The organism is Lysinibacillus telephonicus, from assembly GCF_039654155.1.
Lineage (GTDB): Bacteria > Bacillota > Bacilli > Bacillales_A > Planococcaceae > Ureibacillus > Ureibacillus telephonicus.
Genome location: NZ_CP155468.1, coordinates 955,655 through 973,628 on the forward strand (window position 1 = coordinate 955,655; position 17,974 = coordinate 973,628).

The window sequence follows — 17,974 nt, forward strand, 5'->3', positions numbered from 1 at the left end:
GTTGATTCAGAATATTCAAACCAATTTGGAGGGAGTAGGTAAAATGAACTTAAAGGAATTAATTAGCCAAGTAAAAGCTACTAATGCTTTTGTCGATACAAATCACCAACAAGCTTTGTGTACATTAATAAATAAAAATATTAATAGCAATAGCATTCTTAATTTTTTGGACGAAGTATTACAGTTGAATACCACTGAAATTTCTAATTTAGCATCTCTTATGGAAATCCATCCTTTAGGTTTTCAAAAGTATGTACTATGGGATGATGAGGTGCGTGCAAGATTACACTTATGGAATAATACGGATGCAATTGATGTGGTAGAAAATATTCATGATCATAGATTTCATTTTGTTTCAAACATTGTTTATGGAAGTTATATACACGAAGAGTATAAAATAGTTAATACTATTAATGATAAAGTAGAAGTAGAACTAATTTCCAGATCAGAATGTAATGAAGGATCAACTTATTTCTTTGAGGCAGGGAAATTCCATAGAATTATTCAAAATAATCCATTTGCAGTTTCATTTTTGGTTAGAAGTCAACCTATTTTACCATATTCAAGAGTAATTAATCCTGAAACAATGATAATGGCAAAAAGATATGGTGTTCATGAGAAATTCAAAAAGAATATTGAAAACGTAAAAAAAGAATTAGAAACTAGGTGTCACCATAATGTTTAATTTTTCTGATTTAATTATCCAAAATGTTAAGATGAAAAAATCTCATGTTGTTGTAGGGATAGATCCTGATATTAACAGAATTCCTCTTTTTTATTTAAAAGAAGCCGAGAGTTTATATGGAGTCTCCTCACAAGGAGCAGCTCATGCATTATTAGAGTTTGGAAAAACAGTTATTAATACGGTTAAGGACTATGTTGCAGTAGTTAAATTACAGTCAGCTTATTTTGAAGTATATGGGGCTTATGGTGTTGCAACTTTTTGGGAATTGGTTTCACATGCTAAAAATGAAGGTTTGATTGTTATAGCGGATGCAAAACGTGGAGATATTGGACCTACTTCTAGGGCGTATTCTGAGTCTTTTTTTGGTGATAAAACGAATAAATGGAGAGACTCAAATCCAACTGTTGATGCTCTAACTATAAATCCATATCTAGGAAAAGACAGTATAGATCCTTTTTATAATAGTGCAATTTCTTTGAAAAAGGGTTTATTCATATTGGTAAAAACTAGCAATGACTCCTCAGAGGATTTACAAGATAAACAACTAAAATCACAATTAACAGTTAGTGAAACAATTGCAGAATGGGTAAATAATTACGCATGTGATAGTATTGGTGAAAATGGGTATTCACTTATAGGTGCTGTCGTAGGGGCGACACATACAAAAGATATTCTAAAGTTTAGAAAATTAATGCCTAATAGTATTTTTCTCTTACCTGGATATGGGGCTCAAGGGGGAAAAGGTGAAAATATAACTAATGCCTTTAATCCAGATGGCTATGGTGCCCTAATAAGTGCATCAAGAAGTATTATATATTCTTATAACAAAGTAGAAATAAAAACTGAGCACCAAATAAAAAAATGTATTACTGATGCGGTTAGAAATATGAATAATGATATTAATGATGCATTACTTAGAGAAAATAAATTAAAATGGAAAGCTGAAGCCCTGAATAGTAGACATTAGTGTACTATTCAGGGTTTATATTATGTTGAGTTATCTGAATTCTGTGATAACTAAACGATGAAGTGCAACTTTTTTTGGTCACAGAAACAAGATTCAGAAAAATAAAAGCCGATGTGACTTAATACATCGGCTAATTTTTTATTTTATTGTACAACCTTAGCAGTCCAGCGAGATAAGTCTGCACCTTCAGCATTAACTGTTTTTGCTGGGAAGATGAATGTCCATGGCTTTGTTGAGTTTCCTTGAACTGTTAAGGCAGGATTCATTTTAAATGAACCTTTTGCTACTAATTTGCCATTTGCATCAATGATTTCTAATGGCAGCTGCTCTAGATTTATTACTTGATCGTTGCCGTTACGAATAAATATAGAAACCATTAAACTATTATCATCTCGAACTCTTGCCTGTAAACCAGTAAAGTTCACTTCTTTTCTGCCAAGCTTCGGCAATTCCTTTACAACTTTCGCTAGCAATTCCTGTTGTTCCTGTGGTAATTGCTTTTTCCAAGATTCATCTAACTCAAGTTGATGACCTCTTAAAGCAATTAAATTGAATGCAATTGTCCAACCGTCTTTCGGTGTCTCTTTTGTTTCAAGATATTCCTTCTCAAATTTGAATACCCATGGACGTGCGCTTTCTGGTGGTAAAGTGCCAAGCTCTTTAAAGTCAAATACTTTTGAAGCAAGACGTTTTCCGTCTTTATCAACGATAATTAATCCTATTTCACCAAGCTCTATATTGTTAGGAATTGAAGAACGGAAAAATGCTTTAACATACCATGCACCACTCTTTTTATCTTCTTCTATATTAATAGCTGCCAATGATAATTGATTTGGCTTTAATGGTTCCAATTCATTGGCTAGAAAACTAAATACATACTGCTGCTCCAACGGTACGTTCCAATCAGGGTGTAAAGAAAGCTTTGTAGTAACCTCTTTAATATCTGAAGAGGCTTCCGTGTCTTGAACTAGTTGATTTGAATCAATGGCGCTATCGGCTCCTACTTTATCAGTTTTCTTGAAAAATGAGAATAAATTCATCATTGTTCCTCCTTTTCTTTAGCATCAATTGTTTTCATAAAAACAACTAAATCTTCTACAATTGAACGGCGAAGTTCTTGATAGTTTTTACCGAATAGCTCTAATCCTTCGCGTTGGTAAATACGCATTGGATCTTCTTGTTGGTAGCTTCGTAAGCCAATACCTTCTTTTAGGTGGGCCATTTGCTCTAAATGCTTCACCCACATACGATCGATGAAACGCAGCATTACTTGAGGGATAATAGACATAACGCGTTCATTTTCCTCATACTGCTCAATAAACGATTTTAGCTCTAAATAACCGGGTTCTACTTGGTCAAAGATTGCATTTATTTTAGTTGTTTCACGGTCGATAGTGATAGGTGTTAGGTAAAGTGTATTAAGTGTTTGTTCGATTTTTTCAAATTCCCATTGTGCTGAATCCACTTCTTCTGGTGCATTGTCTCGAACTGCAAAATCGATTGTTTCAAATATCATTTTTCGTAGGTGTTCAATTAAGTTTTCGCGTTTTAAAATACTATCTCTTAAAGTGTAGATAATTTTTCGTTGCTCGTTGATAACATCATCTAGTTTTAGATTGTATTCTCGTAATGAGAAATGAGCGCCTTCAACAATTCGCTGAGTACGATTAATTAATTCATGAACATCCTTATTAAGAATAAGTTTCTTTTCATCAACTTGAATTTTTTTCATAAACTTCTCGACATCATCTTTAGCATATCGACGGAACATGTCATCTTCAATGGAAATGATAAAACGGCTTTCTCCTGGATCTCCTTGACGACCAGAGCGGCCGCGTAATTGGTTGTCAACACGGCGGCTCTCATGTTTCTCCGTACCTATTACATAAAGACCCCCTAATTCGGCAACGCCTTCTCCTAAAACGATATCCGTACCGCGGCCAGCCATATTCGTAGCGACTGTAATTCGACCTCTTTGGCCAGCCTCAGAAATAAGTTCAACCTCTTGTTCAACTGTTTTCGCGTTTAGCAATTGGTAAGGTAGGTTATATTTATCAAGATATTTTGCCACTTTTTCTGATTGTAATATCGAAGTTGTCCCAATTAAGATAGGCTGTCCCTTCTCATGGCGACGTTTAGTTTCCTGAGCAACAAATTCATATTTGGCTTCAATTGTTTCAAAAATATAATCAGGTTGATCTATACGAATACGAGGTCTGTTTGTTGGGATTTGTACAACTCGCATTCCGTAAACGTCCCGAAATTCTTTTTCCTGAGTTTTCGCTGTTCCTGTCATCCCAGATAATTTTGGATACATACGGAAGTAGTTTTGAATTGTAATTTGGGCCTGTGCTTTATTTTCTTCTGTAATTGAAACGCCTTCTTTTGCTTCTAATGCCTGATGCAGCCCATCCGATAAAGAACGACCTTCTAAAATACGTCCTGTAAACATATCAACTAATTCAATTTTATCGTCCTTCACAATGTAGTCCACATCGCGTTCAAACATTACATGGGCACGAACTGCTTGAATTACATAGTGGTAGAGTGTTTGATGATCTAAATCGTAGAGATTATCAACACCAAATGCAGCTTCTACTTTTTCAATTCCTTGTTCTGTTAAGGACGTTGCTTTAGTTTCATCATCGAAGTCATAGTCTTCATCTTTTTTAAAGCGTTTTGCAAGAAGTGCTGCAATTCGGTGAAGCTCTTCATTGGCTGACATTTTTCCTGCAATAATTAATGGCGTCTTTGCTTCATCAATTAAAACGGAGTCCACCTCATCAATAATGGCAAAATGGTATGGACGCTGCACTTTATCTGCGATTGAATGTGCCATATTATCTCGTAAATAGTCGAAACCGAATTCTGTCCCTACACCGTAAGTAATATCTGCTTTATAGGCTTTCTTCTTTTCATTAAGCTCCATCATCGGTACATTTAAACCAACTGTTAAACCTAAAAATTGATGGATTTGCCCAATTAGTTCATAGTCGCGTCTCGCTAGGTAATCGTTTACTGTGATAACATGAACACCTTTACCTTCAAGGGCGCGTACGTAGGATGGAAGGGATGCAACTAATGTTTTACCTTCCCCAGTAGGCATTTCCGCAATATTTCCTTCTGTTAATACGAGTCCACCAATTAATTGAACGTCAAAATGGCGCATATTTAAAACGCGTTTTGATGCTTCGCGAACTACTGCAAACGCATCGGGAATAATGTTGATTATTTCCTCTCCATTTTGTAACTTTTCTTTAAAAGTGACCGTCATATTTTTAAGTTCATCGTCGGACATGGATGAATATGTAACTTCTAGTTTATTGATTTGATCAACCAATTTATAATATCGTTTTAATTCTCGAACACTAGTTTTTTCTTTGTTACGATTTAAAATTGAGAACATTTTTTACGCTCCTTTAAACATCGTCTAAATATGTAGACACTTAGATATTCTATCAAACTTTTGAATGTATGACTACTTAGGGAAGGGGAAAACTAAATCAATGAAATATAAGTTATTAAAATAACCAATTTCCCCTAAAAATGGTTCCTCTATCTACAATTAAAAATTGATGAATTTGTTTTAAATGTTTCATAAATGTAATGGAGAACATCTATATTTTAGTTTTTATTCATGCTATAATGATTTAGGCTTATCTTCATTCAGTGGGGGTCTAAAATCCCCCTTTGAATGAAGATAAAGCCTTAGGCGGATCTCACGGATTTCATCTAAGAATTGCCTTGTGTTTTCACGAGCACGAAATCCGGAATCAATTATACCAAGGTGTAATTGATTATGTGCTTATACTTTATTTTTGAGGAGGAGAGACATGCTTTATGTGTCTTTAATCGTGGCACTAGTTGTGTCCATTTTAATCACTCCACTTGTCAAGCGATTAGCGTTTCGCATTGGTGCTGTTGATGCGCCAAACTATCGAAAAGTACACTCGCGGATAATGCCACGATTAGGTGGGTTAGCAGTATTTATTGCTTTTTTAGTAGGACTAGCTATTTTAAGACCAGTACCTGGGACTCCATTAGTTCAAACTGGAGAAAATCCATTTATAATACCATTAGCAATGGTATTAGGTGCATCAGTAATTGTCATTACCGGTATTTTAGATGACATGTACGAAATATCCGCAAAAGCAAAAATGTTAGGGCAATTAGTAGCAGCTTGTATCATTGTATTTTTTGGCGGAGTTCAAATTGAATTCATTAATTTACCATTTGGTGGAGAATTAGAATTTGGATTTTTAAGTATTCCATTTACAATTTTATGGATTGTTGGGATTACAAATGCCATTAACTTAATCGATGGTTTAGATGGTCTTGCAGCAGGTGTTTCAACAATTGCTTTAATTACATTGGCATGTATGGCTTTAATTATGGGCAATATGTTCGTGGTTGCAACTGCAGCTATTTTAGCATGCAGCACAGTCGGATTTTTATTCTATAATTTCCATCCGGCAAAGATTTTCATGGGTGACACTGGTGCATTATTTCTAGGATTTATGATTGCTGTACTTTCTTTACTTGGTTTTAAGGGTGTAACGGTCTTTTCATTTATTATCCCTGTTATTATGCTTGGTGTACCAATTTCTGATACATTCTTTGCTATTGTACGTCGTGTGCGTAACAAGCAAAAATGGTCTGATCCAGACAAATCGCATTTACATCACCGTTTAATTGATATCGGTTTTTCACATCGACAAACTGTTTTAATTATTTACGGTATTGCAGCCTTATTTGGTATTGCAGCCATTATATTCTCAATGGCAAAATTATGGGGTGCAATTTTACTTATTACAGTTATTTTAGTGGCAATTGAATTGTTCGTTGAAGTAATTGGATTAGCAGGTAAAAACTATCGACCGTTAATTAATTTAGCGAGGATTTTTAATAAATAAAATAACAAAATACATGCCCTTACTTTGAACGTCTTTGAAACGACTTGGAGTAAGGGCTTTTTTATTCCTTCAATAGTTGATGTTAATTTTGTGAAATTACTTCATTACAAATTACATTAAGGCTATTCTAGAATATTATGTTAGAAAGAAAGGAACATTACATATTTATTTTGAATATATAACGTCCCTTTACTTATGTATTTTAGACCTATAAAAAAGGAATTTTAAAATTTAGTAACATCAAAATAATTAAAATAGTACAGCTATAAATGGCTAGGTTATCTCCAATGCCACCTCCTTTAAAATTTGCAATTCTGAAGCTTTTTGAGGTTAATGGATACAGTAGAGGGATGCCTCTTCTAGTCAGCATATCCAAAAATAAATGACTAAACATTCCATAACTTGCCCCAATCACAAAGAAAAGCGATACGTCATGTATAATGCCTGTTAACTGCATAGCAAGGTAGAAAAGTAATGATGAAAAAGCAAAGATTACTAGAGGAGTGTGTACGATGCTTCGATGCCCTAGAGTTTTGCTAATAATGAAAGAAGTAATTCTAAGTTTTCTGCCGATATAGCTGTTTCGATGATCTATGTCGGGGAGAAGTGAACCTAATAAAGCCCCACAAAGGACTGCTCCAATCCCAACCATTCCATCTATCTGGTCGTTATACGGAACAGTTGGAACTATGTATTTCGAAACTGCAATTCCTACTGTTAAACCACTCATCAAATGCGCCGATTTATTCATGATTTTTCCTCCTTTTTAATATGTGTTTAGTCTTTGAAGCGAAAAAGAAGGATTATTTTCTACCTTATGTACTTTTCGTATGTAATAGTTTTATTACAAATGGTAGATTTATTCAACTAATTACTTTTATCTAAGGAGTTAGATTAAAAAGGTAATACTTCTTTCGTCTTCTGTGTGCTTCGTTCATATTCAAGTACAGTTGCTTTTAAAATATAAAATAAAAAAACAACCCTTAAGAATAAAATTCTAAGGGTTGGTCTATGATAGTTATGAAGAAATACGATGTAGTCAATACTATTGCTGTAATGAAGAATTATAAGTATCGGCTTGTATATTTTCAGATGCTGTTACGTCTAAGTTGTTATTTGTTCCTGACATTGTTCCGGAAATGTCAGATGTATCTGGAATTAAACCTAGATGGCTTTTTAAAATATGTTGTGTCTCTTCCAAAGATTCTTGATCAAGTAGATAGTAATAAATACCTGTAGACATATCATCCGAACCTTCTAAAGTTAATGTATCAATTTGTGGAATACCATTTGATAAATAACTAAAGAAAGATTTCATTTCATCAAAAGTCATGTCAGTTTTCATATTATCGCCAATTGCTTCAATAATATCATCATATTTTGTAATAGCTGATACAGAAGAAGCTTTTTTTGCAATTGCCTTTAAAATATCTTGTTGACGCTTGCCTCGCATAATATCGCTATCATGTTTACGAGTTCTCGCTAAGGCAAGTGCCTGACTGCCATTTAACTGTTGCAAGCCTGGTTCCAAGCGAATTGAATAGCGGTCATTTTCATCTTTTTCAGTAAAGGCATATGGTATATCAACGTCAACTTCAATACCACCTAATGCATCGACAACATCGATGAATGCATTAAAGTTCATACGTACATAATAATCAACAGGAATATCAAATAATTCCTCTACTGTTTCAATTGAAGCAAGTGTACCACCATAAGCATGCGCATGAGTGATTTTATCTTCATATCCAACATAAGGGATATAAACTTTTGAATCACGTGGAATGCTAACTAATTTTACCGATTTTTCTTCGTTATTTAATGTAGCTAATATTAAAGCATCTGAGCGGGAATTATCTGAACCTTGACCGCGTTTTTCACTATCATCTACACCGATAAAAAGTATAGAGACATTGTCTTGAACAGGTTCAACTTTTGCCTGTCGTTTGTCAGATTGTTCTCGATCTGCAACTTCCTCAAACGATTTATTGGCTGCATGTTCTGCTTTTTTTGTTATATAAATGCCATATGCTGTTACGCAAATTAAAAGGGAAGCCGACAATAATAATATTACTTTGAGAATTAAGGAAAATTTTGTCGACTTTTTCTTTTTTATTTCTACTCTCTTCATTTAAACTCTCCTCTAATGTAGGAATCGCATAATATATCTAATTTGTATACATCTTTAGTATGTCGAACATAATACCAATCATCAGTGGTAAAACTTGCAGTATGTATCTGTATGTACTTCGACAACAAGTTTAATTTTTTTCAATAAAACTAATTATACTATGTTGTCGAAATACAGTAAAATAAAATTTCGCAAATTATACGATAAATTCTACAAATTTCTTATCAATGCAAGAAATAATAGATTGCCCATTTGTAAGTTCAGTAATCCAGTTTATGAAAGCTTCCTCTTCATCTTTCAATACTTCCACAAACACATCTACTCCCTCTGCATATTGGATTTCTGATAAAGTGTAATGAGAATTTCTAACTTCATTCTCTACTTTACCAAGCCATGTATAATCAATAGAAACCTTCATGACGTGATGTAATTTTCGTTCGACTACTTGTGCAGCATCGATTCCTTCTGTAGTTGATTTGCCGTAAGCACGAATTAATCCGCCTCCACCCAATTTTATGCCGCCGAAATATCGGGTAACAACTACGACAGTATCTTTTAAACCTTGTTTTTTTAATACTTCTAGCATAGGGACGCCAGCAGTTCCACTGGGTTCCCCATCATCGTTTGCCTTTTGTATCTGATCGTGTTCCCCAACCATATAACAAGAGCAGTTGTGAGTAGCATTCGGATGCTTCTTTTTAATACTATCAATAAAATCTAGTGCTTCCTCCTCAGTGTCAGCTCTATTTACATAAGCAATAAATCGAGATTTTGAGATGACAATTTCCCTTTCTCCATATCCTTTTACCGTTTTATAGTCTTTTCGCATTAAAATTTCTCCTTTTTTTAACAAAAAATACATTATTCTATAGTAGTAATTTTACTTAAAATTTAAAATTAAAATGTTATAATAGTATTTAACAATTCTGTTTACTGGGTTTTAAATCTTAGAAACCTTTTATTGTTATAATATTAACACCAATTAGATTGGGGAAAAGGTATGTTTTCAAACGATAATGTTGACATTGGTTCACTTGATGTAATTTTTCATCGTATGATCGAAACAATTACAAATTCAAAAAATGATATTTTTATTATAAGTGAACAAAGTCGTAGAAGCTTTGAAGAAATGCAAGCAGAGCTAGAAATCATAAAACAACAAATAAAAATTCTCATAAATGAAAGCGACATATTAGAAACCAGAACCAAAATTGCTAAGCAGCGTCTAGTAGAAGTGAGTAGGTTTTTTGATAAATATTCTGAAGAGCAAGTGCGGGAAGCCTACGAATCAGCAAATGATCTTCAAATCAGACTTTCTCTAACCCGTTCAGAAGAAAAAAGACTGCGAGAAAAACGAGATGACTTAGAACGGCGATTAAGAGTACTATACGACACAATACAACGAGCTGAGCATATCGTCAACCAAGTAAATGTTGTATTAAATTATTTAACTTCTGATTTGAAAAATGTATCTGCTGCATTAGAAAAAGCAAAAATTAAACAAGAGTTTGGTATTAAGATTATTGCATCACAGGAGAAAGAAAGAAAGCGTCTTTCTCGTGAAATCCATGACGGTCCAGCACAAATGATGGCAAACGTTCTAATGCGTTCAAACTTAATTGAACGGACGTATAAAGAAAGAGGTATTGACGCAGCGATAAAAGAAATTGCAGAATTAAAAGTAACTGTACGAGATGCCTTATCCGAAGTACGGCGAATCATTTACGATTTGCGTCCAATGGCATTAGATGACCTTGGTATTGTTCCCACTTTAAAAAAATATTTGTCTACAGTAATGGAATACAATGAAGGCGTTAAAATTCATTTTCAATCCTATAGTAATGAAAAACGACTTCCTTCAGATTATGAAGTTTCCATCTTCCGTTTAGTACAAGAATGTGTCAATAATGCTATGAAACATGGAAAAGCACTAGAGATATGGGTAAAAATAGAGTGGCTTGCAAATAGCGTCAATATTCTAGTCAAAGATAATGGCAAAGGATTCGATAAAACTAGTGTAAAGGATCAATCTTTTGGTATTATCGGAATGAGAGAAAGAATTGATTTGCTAAAAGGGACGATGGATATCCAAAGTAATATTGGAAAAGGAACTATTGTTTCATTCAAAGTGCCGTTTCCTGACGATGAACTTGAATTAGAAAAATTAAAATAGCTTCATATTTATGTAGGGGGTAAAGACTTATGACGAAAATTATTATTATTGATGACCACCAATTATTCCGTGAAGGGGTAAAGCGTATACTAGATTTCGAAGATACTTTTGAAGTCGTTGCTGAAGGCGACGACGGTTCAGATGTAATTAACTTATACCGAGATCATTTGCCAGATGTTGTTCTAATGGATATTAATATGCCTGAAAAAAATGGTGTAGAAGCAACTGGCGACTTAATTGAAGAATTTCCGGATGCAAAGGTAATTATGCTTTCTATCCATGATGATGAATCGTATGTAACGCACGCTTTAAAATCGGGTGCACTAGGCTACATGCTAAAAGAAATGGACGCTGACGAAATTGTAGAAGCAATTAAAGTTGTTGCGAATGGTGGCTCGTATCTGCATCCAAAAGTTACGAAAAACTTAGTAGCGGAGTTCCGCCGTTTAAGCGAGCATGAAAATAAAGGAAACTTCCATCAAGCAGAAATACGCCGACCATTCCATTTATTAACTAAACGTGAATGCGAAGTGCTTCAATTACTAACAGATGGCCAATCCAACCGTACAATCGGAGAAACGCTTTATATTTCAGAGAAAACAGTAAAAAACCATGTTTCAAGTATTCTCCAAAAAATGAACGTAAACGACCGTACACAAGCTGTTGTAACAGCAATCAAAAATGGTTGGGTTGAAGTGCGTTAATTTTCTACATAGTAGTCTACTATAGATAGAAATTTATAAAATCGATTTCTTATTGAAAATCGCAACGTAGCCTAAAAATTCCAATCAACGACTGAAATATCGTTGGTTGGAATTTTTTTGTTTTGGGGATGATTTAGATTAGATATGCGGTTTTTCTTTATAAATTTAAATAATTATAGATGGTTCATAGTATATAGTGTTGCGCAACTAGCAGGTTTGAAAAATCTATATGATGAAAAGCGTGCTTTAAAGTAGGCGAAAAAATTAAGCGGTTTTAGGTGATATTTACGCGTTTTAAGCAAATATTTACGCGCTTTCGAACAGAATTTACGCGGTTTTGCTGCTTTTTTACGTGTTTTGAAAGTTTTACGCGGTTAAGCATGATATTTACGCGTTTCAAAGAAATATTTATGCGCTTTCGAACAGAATTTACGCGAGTTTGCTGCTTTTTTACGCGTTTTAAAAGTTTTACGTAGTTTTAGGTGAAATTTAAGCGTTTCAAAGAAATATTTACGCGCTTTCGAACAGAATTTACGCGGGTTTGCTGCTTTTTTACGTGTTTTGAAAGTTTTACGCGGTTAAGCATGATATTTACGCGTTTCAAAGAAATATTTACGCGCTTTCGAACAGTATTTACGCGAGTTTGCTGCTTTTTTACGTGTTTTGAAAGTTTTACGCGGTTAAGCATGATATTTACGCGTTTCAAAGAAATATTTACGCGCTTTCGAACAGAATTTACGCGGGTTTACTGCTTTTTTAAGCGATTTGAAAGTTTTACGCGGTTTAGTATGATATTTACGCGTTTCAAAGAAATATTTACGCACTTTCGAACAGAATTTACGCGGATTTACTGCTTTTTTAAGCGTTTTGAAAATTTTACGTAGTTCCAGGTGAAATTTATGCATGTTCACAGCTTTTTTACGGACTTTGAATTTTTTTATAGTTTGCCACTAACTTATCGCACTTTGGTTTATACAAAGTGGAATATCAAATAGTACTGTAAGAGCGAAACTAATTATAGTGGAAATCGTCAATAAATCGAAAAGATAACAAATAATAAAATAGTATTACATTTTCGTGCTAATATTACGGAATTAGCCATAATTAGACAACTATGCTACAATATGCGCGGGAGGTTTAAAGTTTATGAAAAAATGGTTGATGTTGGCAGTGGCTTTACTTATGCTAACTGCTTGTAATAATAAAGAAGAATCAAATATTGAAAGTTCTGTTGCCAGCAATAAGGAAACTACAGTTGGATATGAAATGCTTGGAGATAGTATTGAAGAGGCGGATGATGTTCCAAAGGAAGCTGAAAAAGAAATTTTAGCTGCTTTTGATGAGTATATTGCATCATTTAATTCAAAAGATATCGACCGCTATATAAATACACTTTCTAAAAACCCTCAAGGCTTTGATGTTAATGAAGATATAGAAGTAGCAAAAAATGTTTTCGCACAATATGATATTAATCGAACTGCTTCCGATGTAACAATTGTGAAGTATAATGAAGAAGAAGCACAAGTATATGCAAACTTAGATGTGAAAATGACAGAAATTAAAACGAATGCAGAGTTAAATAGCAGCGGAAGACAGGTTACGGTATTTGTGAAGGAAAACAACAACTGGAAAGTAACAAGTGTTTATTATATAGGAAATGAATCTCAACAATAATCATCTCTGTTGGTAATGTACTCCAAAATATTTGATTGAATGTTGCAAAGAGTGAACTTTAATAAGTATATCAGCGTTTTGTGTACAATTGACTAATTACACGTACACAAAGCGCTTTCGTTTTTATTCACATAGTAGAAGAGATAGGGTAATATATTGTACATAGGAGAGTGGGAAATTCATGAGTATTGCAGTCGTAACTGACAGTACAGCGTATTTAACGCTAGAGGATAGAAAGCGCTACAACATTCAAATGATTCCTCTTAGTGTAAATTTAGAAGATGGTAGTTATGAAGAAGAAGTAGAAATTACTGCTTCTGAATTTTATGAAAAAGTTCGCAAGCAAAAATCGTTTCCAAAAACAACTCAACCACCAATAGGGAAATTTGTTGAATTGTTTAAGGAACTTGCAAAAGATTATGATGAAATTATTTCAATTCACTTATCGAGTGGAATAAGTGGTACATACCAAGGGGCGATACAGGCGGGACAGATGGTTGAAGGTGTCAAGGTTCACGCATTTGACAGTGAGATTTCTTGTTCTCCTCAAGGTTATTATGTATTAAAGGCTGCTGAAATGGCTCAGCAGGGAGCTTCAGCAGAAGAAATTTTAAGTACGCTTGAAGAAATGAAAACAGTATTGAGAGCATACTTTGTCGTAGATGATCTATCTCATCTACAGCGTGGAGGTAGACTATCAGCAGCCGCAGCATTGGTTGGAGGATTGTTGCAAGTAAAGCCAATTCTTCATTTTGAAGAAAAAGTAATTGTTCCATTTGAAAAAATTCGTACGAAGAAAAAAGCATTGCGTCGTGTAGAAGAATTGCTTGCTCAAGATGCTGCGAATGGTAATCAGCTTCAAGCAACTGTTATCCATGCTAATTGTGAAGAAGAAGGCAAACAGTGGATGAATCAACTAGCAGAAGCCTATCCAAATGTTGAATTTAATTTAAGTTATTTCGGACCTGTAATCGGGACTCATTTGGGAGAAGGCTCTCTTGGACTCGGATGGGTGAAGAAGTTCTAAAGGTTAAATATGCTTTTAAATTTAATAATACAATATTAAGAAGCAGTCTCTATTTTAATAGTAGGGGCTGCTTTTTGTTTTAGAGATAAATTAATAATTAAGGAGTGGATTCAATGCCTTATAAGCTTTTAAAAGAAAAGCATTTTATTTTATATAAAGGAATTATCATTGAGCCTCAAATACGTGATTTTTTTATCGGAAGAATTTGGACAAGAATAAATACCCCTTTCCCACAAGAAAAAATTGAAAAGTATATAGAACAAAATTATTTCAACAAGAAGCCTGGTATATCAATCAACCGTTCAATTGGAATTTTTAATCGCAAAAGGTACAAATGCAATCGCTGCCACAATGAGCAGCAAGATGAATTCATACAATATGACTGTGCGCGCTGTAACAAAATATGTGTGTATTGTCGACATTGCATCAATATGGGAAGAATCACAAGCTGTACAGATCTTTTACTATGGAATGGACCACAACCAAAATTTAAGAAGACTCATGAACTAGTGTGGAATGGTGTATTTACTGATTTACAATCTACTGCTGCACGGCAATTAATAGAAAGTTTAAAAGAAAGTCGCAATCATTTATTACACGCGGTTTGTGGAGCTGGAAAAACTGAAATATTATTTCCTGCAGTTTTGTTTACACTAAAAAAAGGGTGGCGTGTATGTATTGCCACGCCACGTACAGATGTTGTATTAGAATTGTTTCCTCGGTTTCAGAAAGTATTTCCAAAAACTATTCTCCACGCATTATACGGGAATGCACCAAGTCAATCCGGCTACCCGCAGCTTGTGATTGCTACAACACACCAGCTTTTTCGATTCGAAAATGCTTTTGATTTCGTTATTGTAGATGAGGCGGATGCGTTTCCTTATACGTATGATCGAGCTCTGCAAAAAGCAGTGCTAAAGTCAAAGAAAGTAGGGGTACCGATTGCTTTAGTTACAGCTACCCCTTCAGCAAAAATATTAGCACAAATGAAACGTGAAAAATGGGGGTATAGCTTGATTTCAAGAAGATACCACGGCCATCCGTTGCCTGTACCTCGTTTCGAGCCTCTTTGGTCATACAATAAAATCATTCAGAAGGGCCGCATTCCTAAAAAACTGCTAGATTGGACGACAACACGACTCGAAAATAAAGAACCCTTTTTAATTTTTTTTCCAACAATTAATTTAATGGAGAAGGCGATTCCATTGTTTCAACATTTAGATAAAAAAATTCTAGGTGTCCATGCTGAGGACCCGGAGCGGAAGGGAAAAGTATTGAAACTTCGCAACGAAGAAATTCCTGGATTATTAACAACGACTATTCTAGAAAGAGGTATTACGATAAAAAACGTACAAGTAGCAGTTGTAGGAGCAGACTCGAAAATTTTTAACTCGAGTGCATTGATTCAAATAAGCGGACGTGTTGGAAGAAACGTTCTATTTCCAAGCGGTGAAGTTGTATTTTTTCATCACGGAATTACCGTTGAAATGGATGAAGCACGGAATGAAATCATTCGCTTTAATAAAGAAGGTTTTAGGATGGAAGCAAAATGAAACGATATGAAACTCGGAACTGCTTATTATGCAATTCTTCTTTAAATGAACCCATTACTTGGAAGTTTTTTCTCACAAATACTTTTCCGAAAACAATTTGTTTGGAATGTGAACAAAAATTTGAACTCTATAATCCATCACAACAAGAAGAACAATGCATTATATCTCTTTACAAATACAACGATATGATGAAAGATTTCATACATCGCTATAAATTTATGCATGACGTTATATTAGCTAAAGTATTTCGTCAACAAATAAATGAGCACCTGGCGAAGACAAAAGCAATCATTGTTCCTATTCCAATACATCCAGAAAAACTAAAAGAACGTACTTTTGCGCATATAGACATACTATTAAAAGAAGCGAATATTCCATTTCAACATTATCTTGAGAAAATAACAACTGATACGCAAGTAGGTAAAACACGCCAGCAGCGAATAAATTCATCACAACTATTTAGAACGTCCGAAAATGTCGATATAAAAGGTAAAGAGTTTTTATTGGTTGACGATATTTATACAACAGGAACAACAATTCTTCATGCGAAAACTGCATTATTTAAGGCTGGTGCGAAAAGAGTGACGGCATTTACTTTAGTTCGAGGATAATTTCAAAACTTAAAATGTGAAATAAATTTTAAATTAGTATCTATAAAAGATGTTTTTCATTGGAAAATGATACAATTTTTATTGATTACTGTATAATCACAAATAAGAGAAAATGAATAATGATTTCATCATGGATCGATTGATGTGGAGGTATTAGTATGGCAGAAATACAAAATTGTCCAAGCTGTGGAGAATTTTTTAATTTTACTGGGGTGCGGGACGTATGCTATAAATGTGCTCAAAAAGAAGAGGAAATGTATCAAATCGTCTATCGCTTTTTGCGAAAACGGGAAAATCGAGCTGCGACTATGGAGAGAATTGTAGAAGCGACGGGTGTAGAACAAGAACTGCTATATAAATGGGTTCGAAAAAATCGCCTCCACCCTGCAATTTTCCCTAATTTAGGATACCCTTGTGATAATTGTGGACGTATTACGAATAAAGGAAAGCTTTGCGAAAAATGCCAAGATGAGTTGAAATCAGATCTTCGTACATTTGAAGCAGCAAAAGAATTTAGAGAAAACGTTGCGAATCGTGAAAGAGGAACCTACTTATCTGAAAAAAAATAAATATTTTTTAAGCTCATTTGTTCTAAGAAAAAGTGAGAAATTGTTATACTAGATAGACAATTTCTTAAGCTTTATGGAACTAATGAGTTTTTTTATTGAGAAACGTTAACATTTTTATGAATGAACCGAAATATACAGTAGAAAACGATTGATGAGGGAGGGGTAATTATGAAAATCACTTCGTATAATGTGAATTCTATCAACCCATATAATAAGCAACCAAAAAATGTGAAATCTACAGATAGTAAGTCAACATTTGCGGACAAAATTGAAATTTCAACTACTGCAAAAGAAATGTCCGTGTCGTCTACTTATAGTGCAGAGCGTGCAGAAAAAGTTAAAAAACTAAAAGAAGAAATTCAATCTGGCGAATATAAAATCGATGCACGAAAAGTAGCTGAGGATATGTTGAAATATTATCGATATTAATTTTTTAAAGGAGTTCGTTAAACCATGTCAGTCCAAGCTATTATAGCGATATTAGAAAAACTCGAAACAATGCACAAAAGCTTACTTGAGCATTCGTACAAGAAAACAGAACTAATAAAAAAAGGTGACATGGCAGAACTTGATAATATGCTGAAAACAGAGCAATCACATGTAGCTGCTATTGAAACACTTGAGAAACAGCGTCAGCAGGTGGTAACGGATTACCTAAGAGCTAAAGGAATAGCTCCCTCTGACACACCAACTGTTTCTGATGTGATCGAAGTTGCTGAACCAGAAGAGCGAAATCATCTCGATGCTGCTCGTAAACGATTAACTTTAGTAATAGATGATTTACGTAAACAAAATGATTTAAATCAACGTCTTATCTTTCAATCATTACAAATTGTTAATATGACGTTGGATATGCTGCGACCACGACCTGAACAAATTAACTATACAGGGAAAAACGTGAGTGGAAACCAAACAAATTCAAAGAAAACATATTTTGACTCACAGGCGTAAATGTCAGCAAATCATC

Annotated in this window: 17 protein-coding genes; 12 read left to right on the top strand and 5 right to left on the bottom strand. The window is 34.3% G+C overall.

The features are described from left to right. Positions 1-43 precede the first annotated feature (43 nt). Both MKY04_RS04440 and pyrF read left to right on the top strand, forming a co-directional pair. The gene (locus tag MKY04_RS04440; RefSeq protein ID WP_126293546.1) at positions 44-685 is read left to right on the top strand and encodes a hypothetical protein; all 642 of its coding nucleotides are present in this window, start codon (positions 44-46) and stop codon (positions 683-685) included. Continuing rightward, positions 678-1,652, top strand: coding sequence for an orotidine-5'-phosphate decarboxylase (gene pyrF / locus MKY04_RS04445; protein ID WP_126293545.1), 975 nt, complete (start codon positions 678-680; stop codon positions 1,650-1,652). The genes MKY04_RS04440 and pyrF overlap by 8 nt, the downstream gene beginning before the upstream one ends. Positions 1,653-1,795: 143 nt before the next feature. Here pyrF and MKY04_RS04450 read toward each other — a convergent pair whose 3' ends face one another. Both MKY04_RS04450 and secA2 read right to left on the bottom strand, forming a co-directional pair. Next, entirely contained in the window at positions 1,796-2,692 is an 897-nt protein-coding gene (locus MKY04_RS04450) for an accessory Sec system S-layer assembly protein (protein WP_346235395.1), read from the bottom strand. Then, complete coding sequence (secA2, locus tag MKY04_RS04455) at positions 2,692-5,058, bottom strand: accessory Sec system translocase SecA2 (protein WP_346235396.1); 2,367 nt, start codon at positions 5,056-5,058, stop codon at positions 2,692-2,694. Before secA2 ends, MKY04_RS04450 begins: the two co-directional genes overlap by 1 nt. A 427-nt stretch (positions 5,059-5,485) precedes the next feature. Between secA2 and MKY04_RS04460 the strand changes: the two genes are divergently transcribed. Beyond that, on the top strand, positions 5,486-6,565 hold the full coding sequence (locus tag MKY04_RS04460) for an MraY family glycosyltransferase (protein WP_346235397.1): 1,080 nt from the start codon (positions 5,486-5,488) through the stop codon (positions 6,563-6,565). A gap of 208 nt (positions 6,566-6,773) precedes the next feature. Here MKY04_RS04460 and MKY04_RS04465 read toward each other — a convergent pair whose 3' ends face one another. The 3 genes from MKY04_RS04465 to MKY04_RS04475 form a co-directional block, all read right to left on the bottom strand. Next, positions 6,774-7,316, bottom strand: a complete 543-nt coding sequence (locus MKY04_RS04465) for a metal-dependent hydrolase (protein WP_346235398.1) — start codon at positions 7,314-7,316, stop codon at positions 6,774-6,776. A 294-nt stretch (positions 7,317-7,610) separates the two neighbouring features. Next, a complete protein-coding gene (locus MKY04_RS04470; protein ID WP_346235399.1) occupies positions 7,611-8,696 on the bottom strand; it encodes an LCP family protein in 1,086 nt (361 codons plus the stop codon). 196 nt (positions 8,697-8,892) lie between these two features. Continuing rightward, on the bottom strand, positions 8,893-9,525 hold the full coding sequence (locus MKY04_RS04475; protein ID WP_346235400.1) for a YigZ family protein: 633 nt from the start codon (positions 9,523-9,525) through the stop codon (positions 8,893-8,895). 171 nt (positions 9,526-9,696) lie between these two features. Here MKY04_RS04475 and MKY04_RS04480 point away from each other — a divergent pair, with 171 nt between their 5' ends. From MKY04_RS04480 to MKY04_RS04520, 9 genes are all read left to right on the top strand, one after another. After that, positions 9,697-10,869 carry a sensor histidine kinase gene (locus MKY04_RS04480; RefSeq protein ID WP_346235401.1) on the top strand — a complete coding sequence of 391 codons (1,173 nt, stop codon included), beginning with the start codon at positions 9,697-9,699 and terminating at the stop codon, positions 10,867-10,869. A 29-nt stretch (positions 10,870-10,898) separates the two neighbouring features. Next, on the top strand, positions 10,899-11,573 hold the full coding sequence (locus tag MKY04_RS04485; RefSeq protein WP_126293537.1) for a response regulator transcription factor: 675 nt from the start codon (positions 10,899-10,901) through the stop codon (positions 11,571-11,573). A gap of 1,146 nt (positions 11,574-12,719) precedes the next feature. Next, positions 12,720-13,247: a nuclear transport factor 2 family protein gene (locus tag MKY04_RS04490; protein WP_346235402.1), complete on the top strand. Its 528-nt coding sequence runs from the start codon at positions 12,720-12,722 to the stop codon at positions 13,245-13,247. Between the two features lie 181 nt (positions 13,248-13,428). After that, on the top strand, positions 13,429-14,274 hold the full coding sequence (locus tag MKY04_RS04495; RefSeq protein WP_346235403.1) for a DegV family protein: 846 nt from the start codon (positions 13,429-13,431) through the stop codon (positions 14,272-14,274). 113 nt (positions 14,275-14,387) lie between these two features. Then, a complete protein-coding gene (locus MKY04_RS04500) occupies positions 14,388-15,827 on the top strand; it encodes a DEAD/DEAH box helicase (protein ID WP_346235404.1) in 1,440 nt (479 codons plus the stop codon). Continuing rightward, positions 15,824-16,438 (top strand): ComF family protein, encoded by a 615-nt coding sequence (locus tag MKY04_RS04505; protein ID WP_346235405.1) that lies wholly within the window; start codon positions 15,824-15,826, stop codon positions 16,436-16,438. Before MKY04_RS04500 ends, MKY04_RS04505 begins: the two co-directional genes overlap by 4 nt. A gap of 158 nt (positions 16,439-16,596) precedes the next feature. Then, positions 16,597-17,007 carry a TIGR03826 family flagellar region protein gene (locus tag MKY04_RS04510; protein ID WP_346235406.1) on the top strand — a complete coding sequence of 137 codons (411 nt, stop codon included), beginning with the start codon at positions 16,597-16,599 and terminating at the stop codon, positions 17,005-17,007. Positions 17,008-17,175: 168 nt separating this feature from the next. Further along, the gene (gene flgM / locus MKY04_RS04515; RefSeq protein ID WP_346235407.1) at positions 17,176-17,436 is read left to right on the top strand and encodes a flagellar biosynthesis anti-sigma factor FlgM; all 261 of its coding nucleotides are present in this window, start codon (positions 17,176-17,178) and stop codon (positions 17,434-17,436) included. 24 nt (positions 17,437-17,460) lie between these two features. Further along, positions 17,461-17,958 carry a flagellar protein FlgN gene (locus MKY04_RS04520; RefSeq protein ID WP_346235408.1) on the top strand — a complete coding sequence of 166 codons (498 nt, stop codon included), beginning with the start codon at positions 17,461-17,463 and terminating at the stop codon, positions 17,956-17,958. The last annotated feature ends 16 nt before the right edge of the window (positions 17,959-17,974 follow it).

What these genes read in the sequence shown, in the direction of transcription:
- MKY04_RS04440 (WP_126293546.1), top strand. Translation starts at nt 44, where the DNA reads ATGAACTTAAAGGAATTAATTAGCCAAGTAAAAGCTACTAATGCTTTT.
- pyrF (WP_126293545.1), top strand. Translation starts at nt 678, where the DNA reads ATGTTTAATTTTTCTGATTTAATTATCCAAAATGTTAAGATGAAAAAA.
- MKY04_RS04450 (WP_346235395.1), bottom strand. Translation starts at nt 2,692, where the DNA reads ATGAATTTATTCTCATTTTTCAAGAAAACTGATAAAGTAGGAGCCGAT.
- secA2 (WP_346235396.1), bottom strand. Translation starts at nt 5,058, where the DNA reads ATGTTCTCAATTTTAAATCGTAACAAAGAAAAAACTAGTGTTCGAGAA.
- MKY04_RS04460 (WP_346235397.1), top strand. Translation starts at nt 5,486, where the DNA reads ATGCTTTATGTGTCTTTAATCGTGGCACTAGTTGTGTCCATTTTAATC.
- MKY04_RS04465 (WP_346235398.1), bottom strand. Translation starts at nt 7,316, where the DNA reads ATGAATAAATCGGCGCATTTGATGAGTGGTTTAACAGTAGGAATTGCA.
- MKY04_RS04470 (WP_346235399.1), bottom strand. Translation starts at nt 8,696, where the DNA reads ATGAAGAGAGTAGAAATAAAAAAGAAAAAGTCGACAAAATTTTCCTTA.
- MKY04_RS04475 (WP_346235400.1), bottom strand. Translation starts at nt 9,525, where the DNA reads ATGCGAAAAGACTATAAAACGGTAAAAGGATATGGAGAAAGGGAAATT.
- MKY04_RS04480 (WP_346235401.1), top strand. Translation starts at nt 9,697, where the DNA reads ATGTTTTCAAACGATAATGTTGACATTGGTTCACTTGATGTAATTTTT.
- MKY04_RS04485 (WP_126293537.1), top strand. Translation starts at nt 10,899, where the DNA reads ATGACGAAAATTATTATTATTGATGACCACCAATTATTCCGTGAAGGG.
- MKY04_RS04490 (WP_346235402.1), top strand. Translation starts at nt 12,720, where the DNA reads ATGAAAAAATGGTTGATGTTGGCAGTGGCTTTACTTATGCTAACTGCT.
- MKY04_RS04495 (WP_346235403.1), top strand. Translation starts at nt 13,429, where the DNA reads ATGAGTATTGCAGTCGTAACTGACAGTACAGCGTATTTAACGCTAGAG.
- MKY04_RS04500 (WP_346235404.1), top strand. Translation starts at nt 14,388, where the DNA reads ATGCCTTATAAGCTTTTAAAAGAAAAGCATTTTATTTTATATAAAGGA.
- MKY04_RS04505 (WP_346235405.1), top strand. Translation starts at nt 15,824, where the DNA reads ATGAAACGATATGAAACTCGGAACTGCTTATTATGCAATTCTTCTTTA.
- MKY04_RS04510 (WP_346235406.1), top strand. Translation starts at nt 16,597, where the DNA reads ATGGCAGAAATACAAAATTGTCCAAGCTGTGGAGAATTTTTTAATTTT.
- flgM (WP_346235407.1), top strand. Translation starts at nt 17,176, where the DNA reads ATGAAAATCACTTCGTATAATGTGAATTCTATCAACCCATATAATAAG.
- MKY04_RS04520 (WP_346235408.1), top strand. Translation starts at nt 17,461, where the DNA reads ATGTCAGTCCAAGCTATTATAGCGATATTAGAAAAACTCGAAACAATG.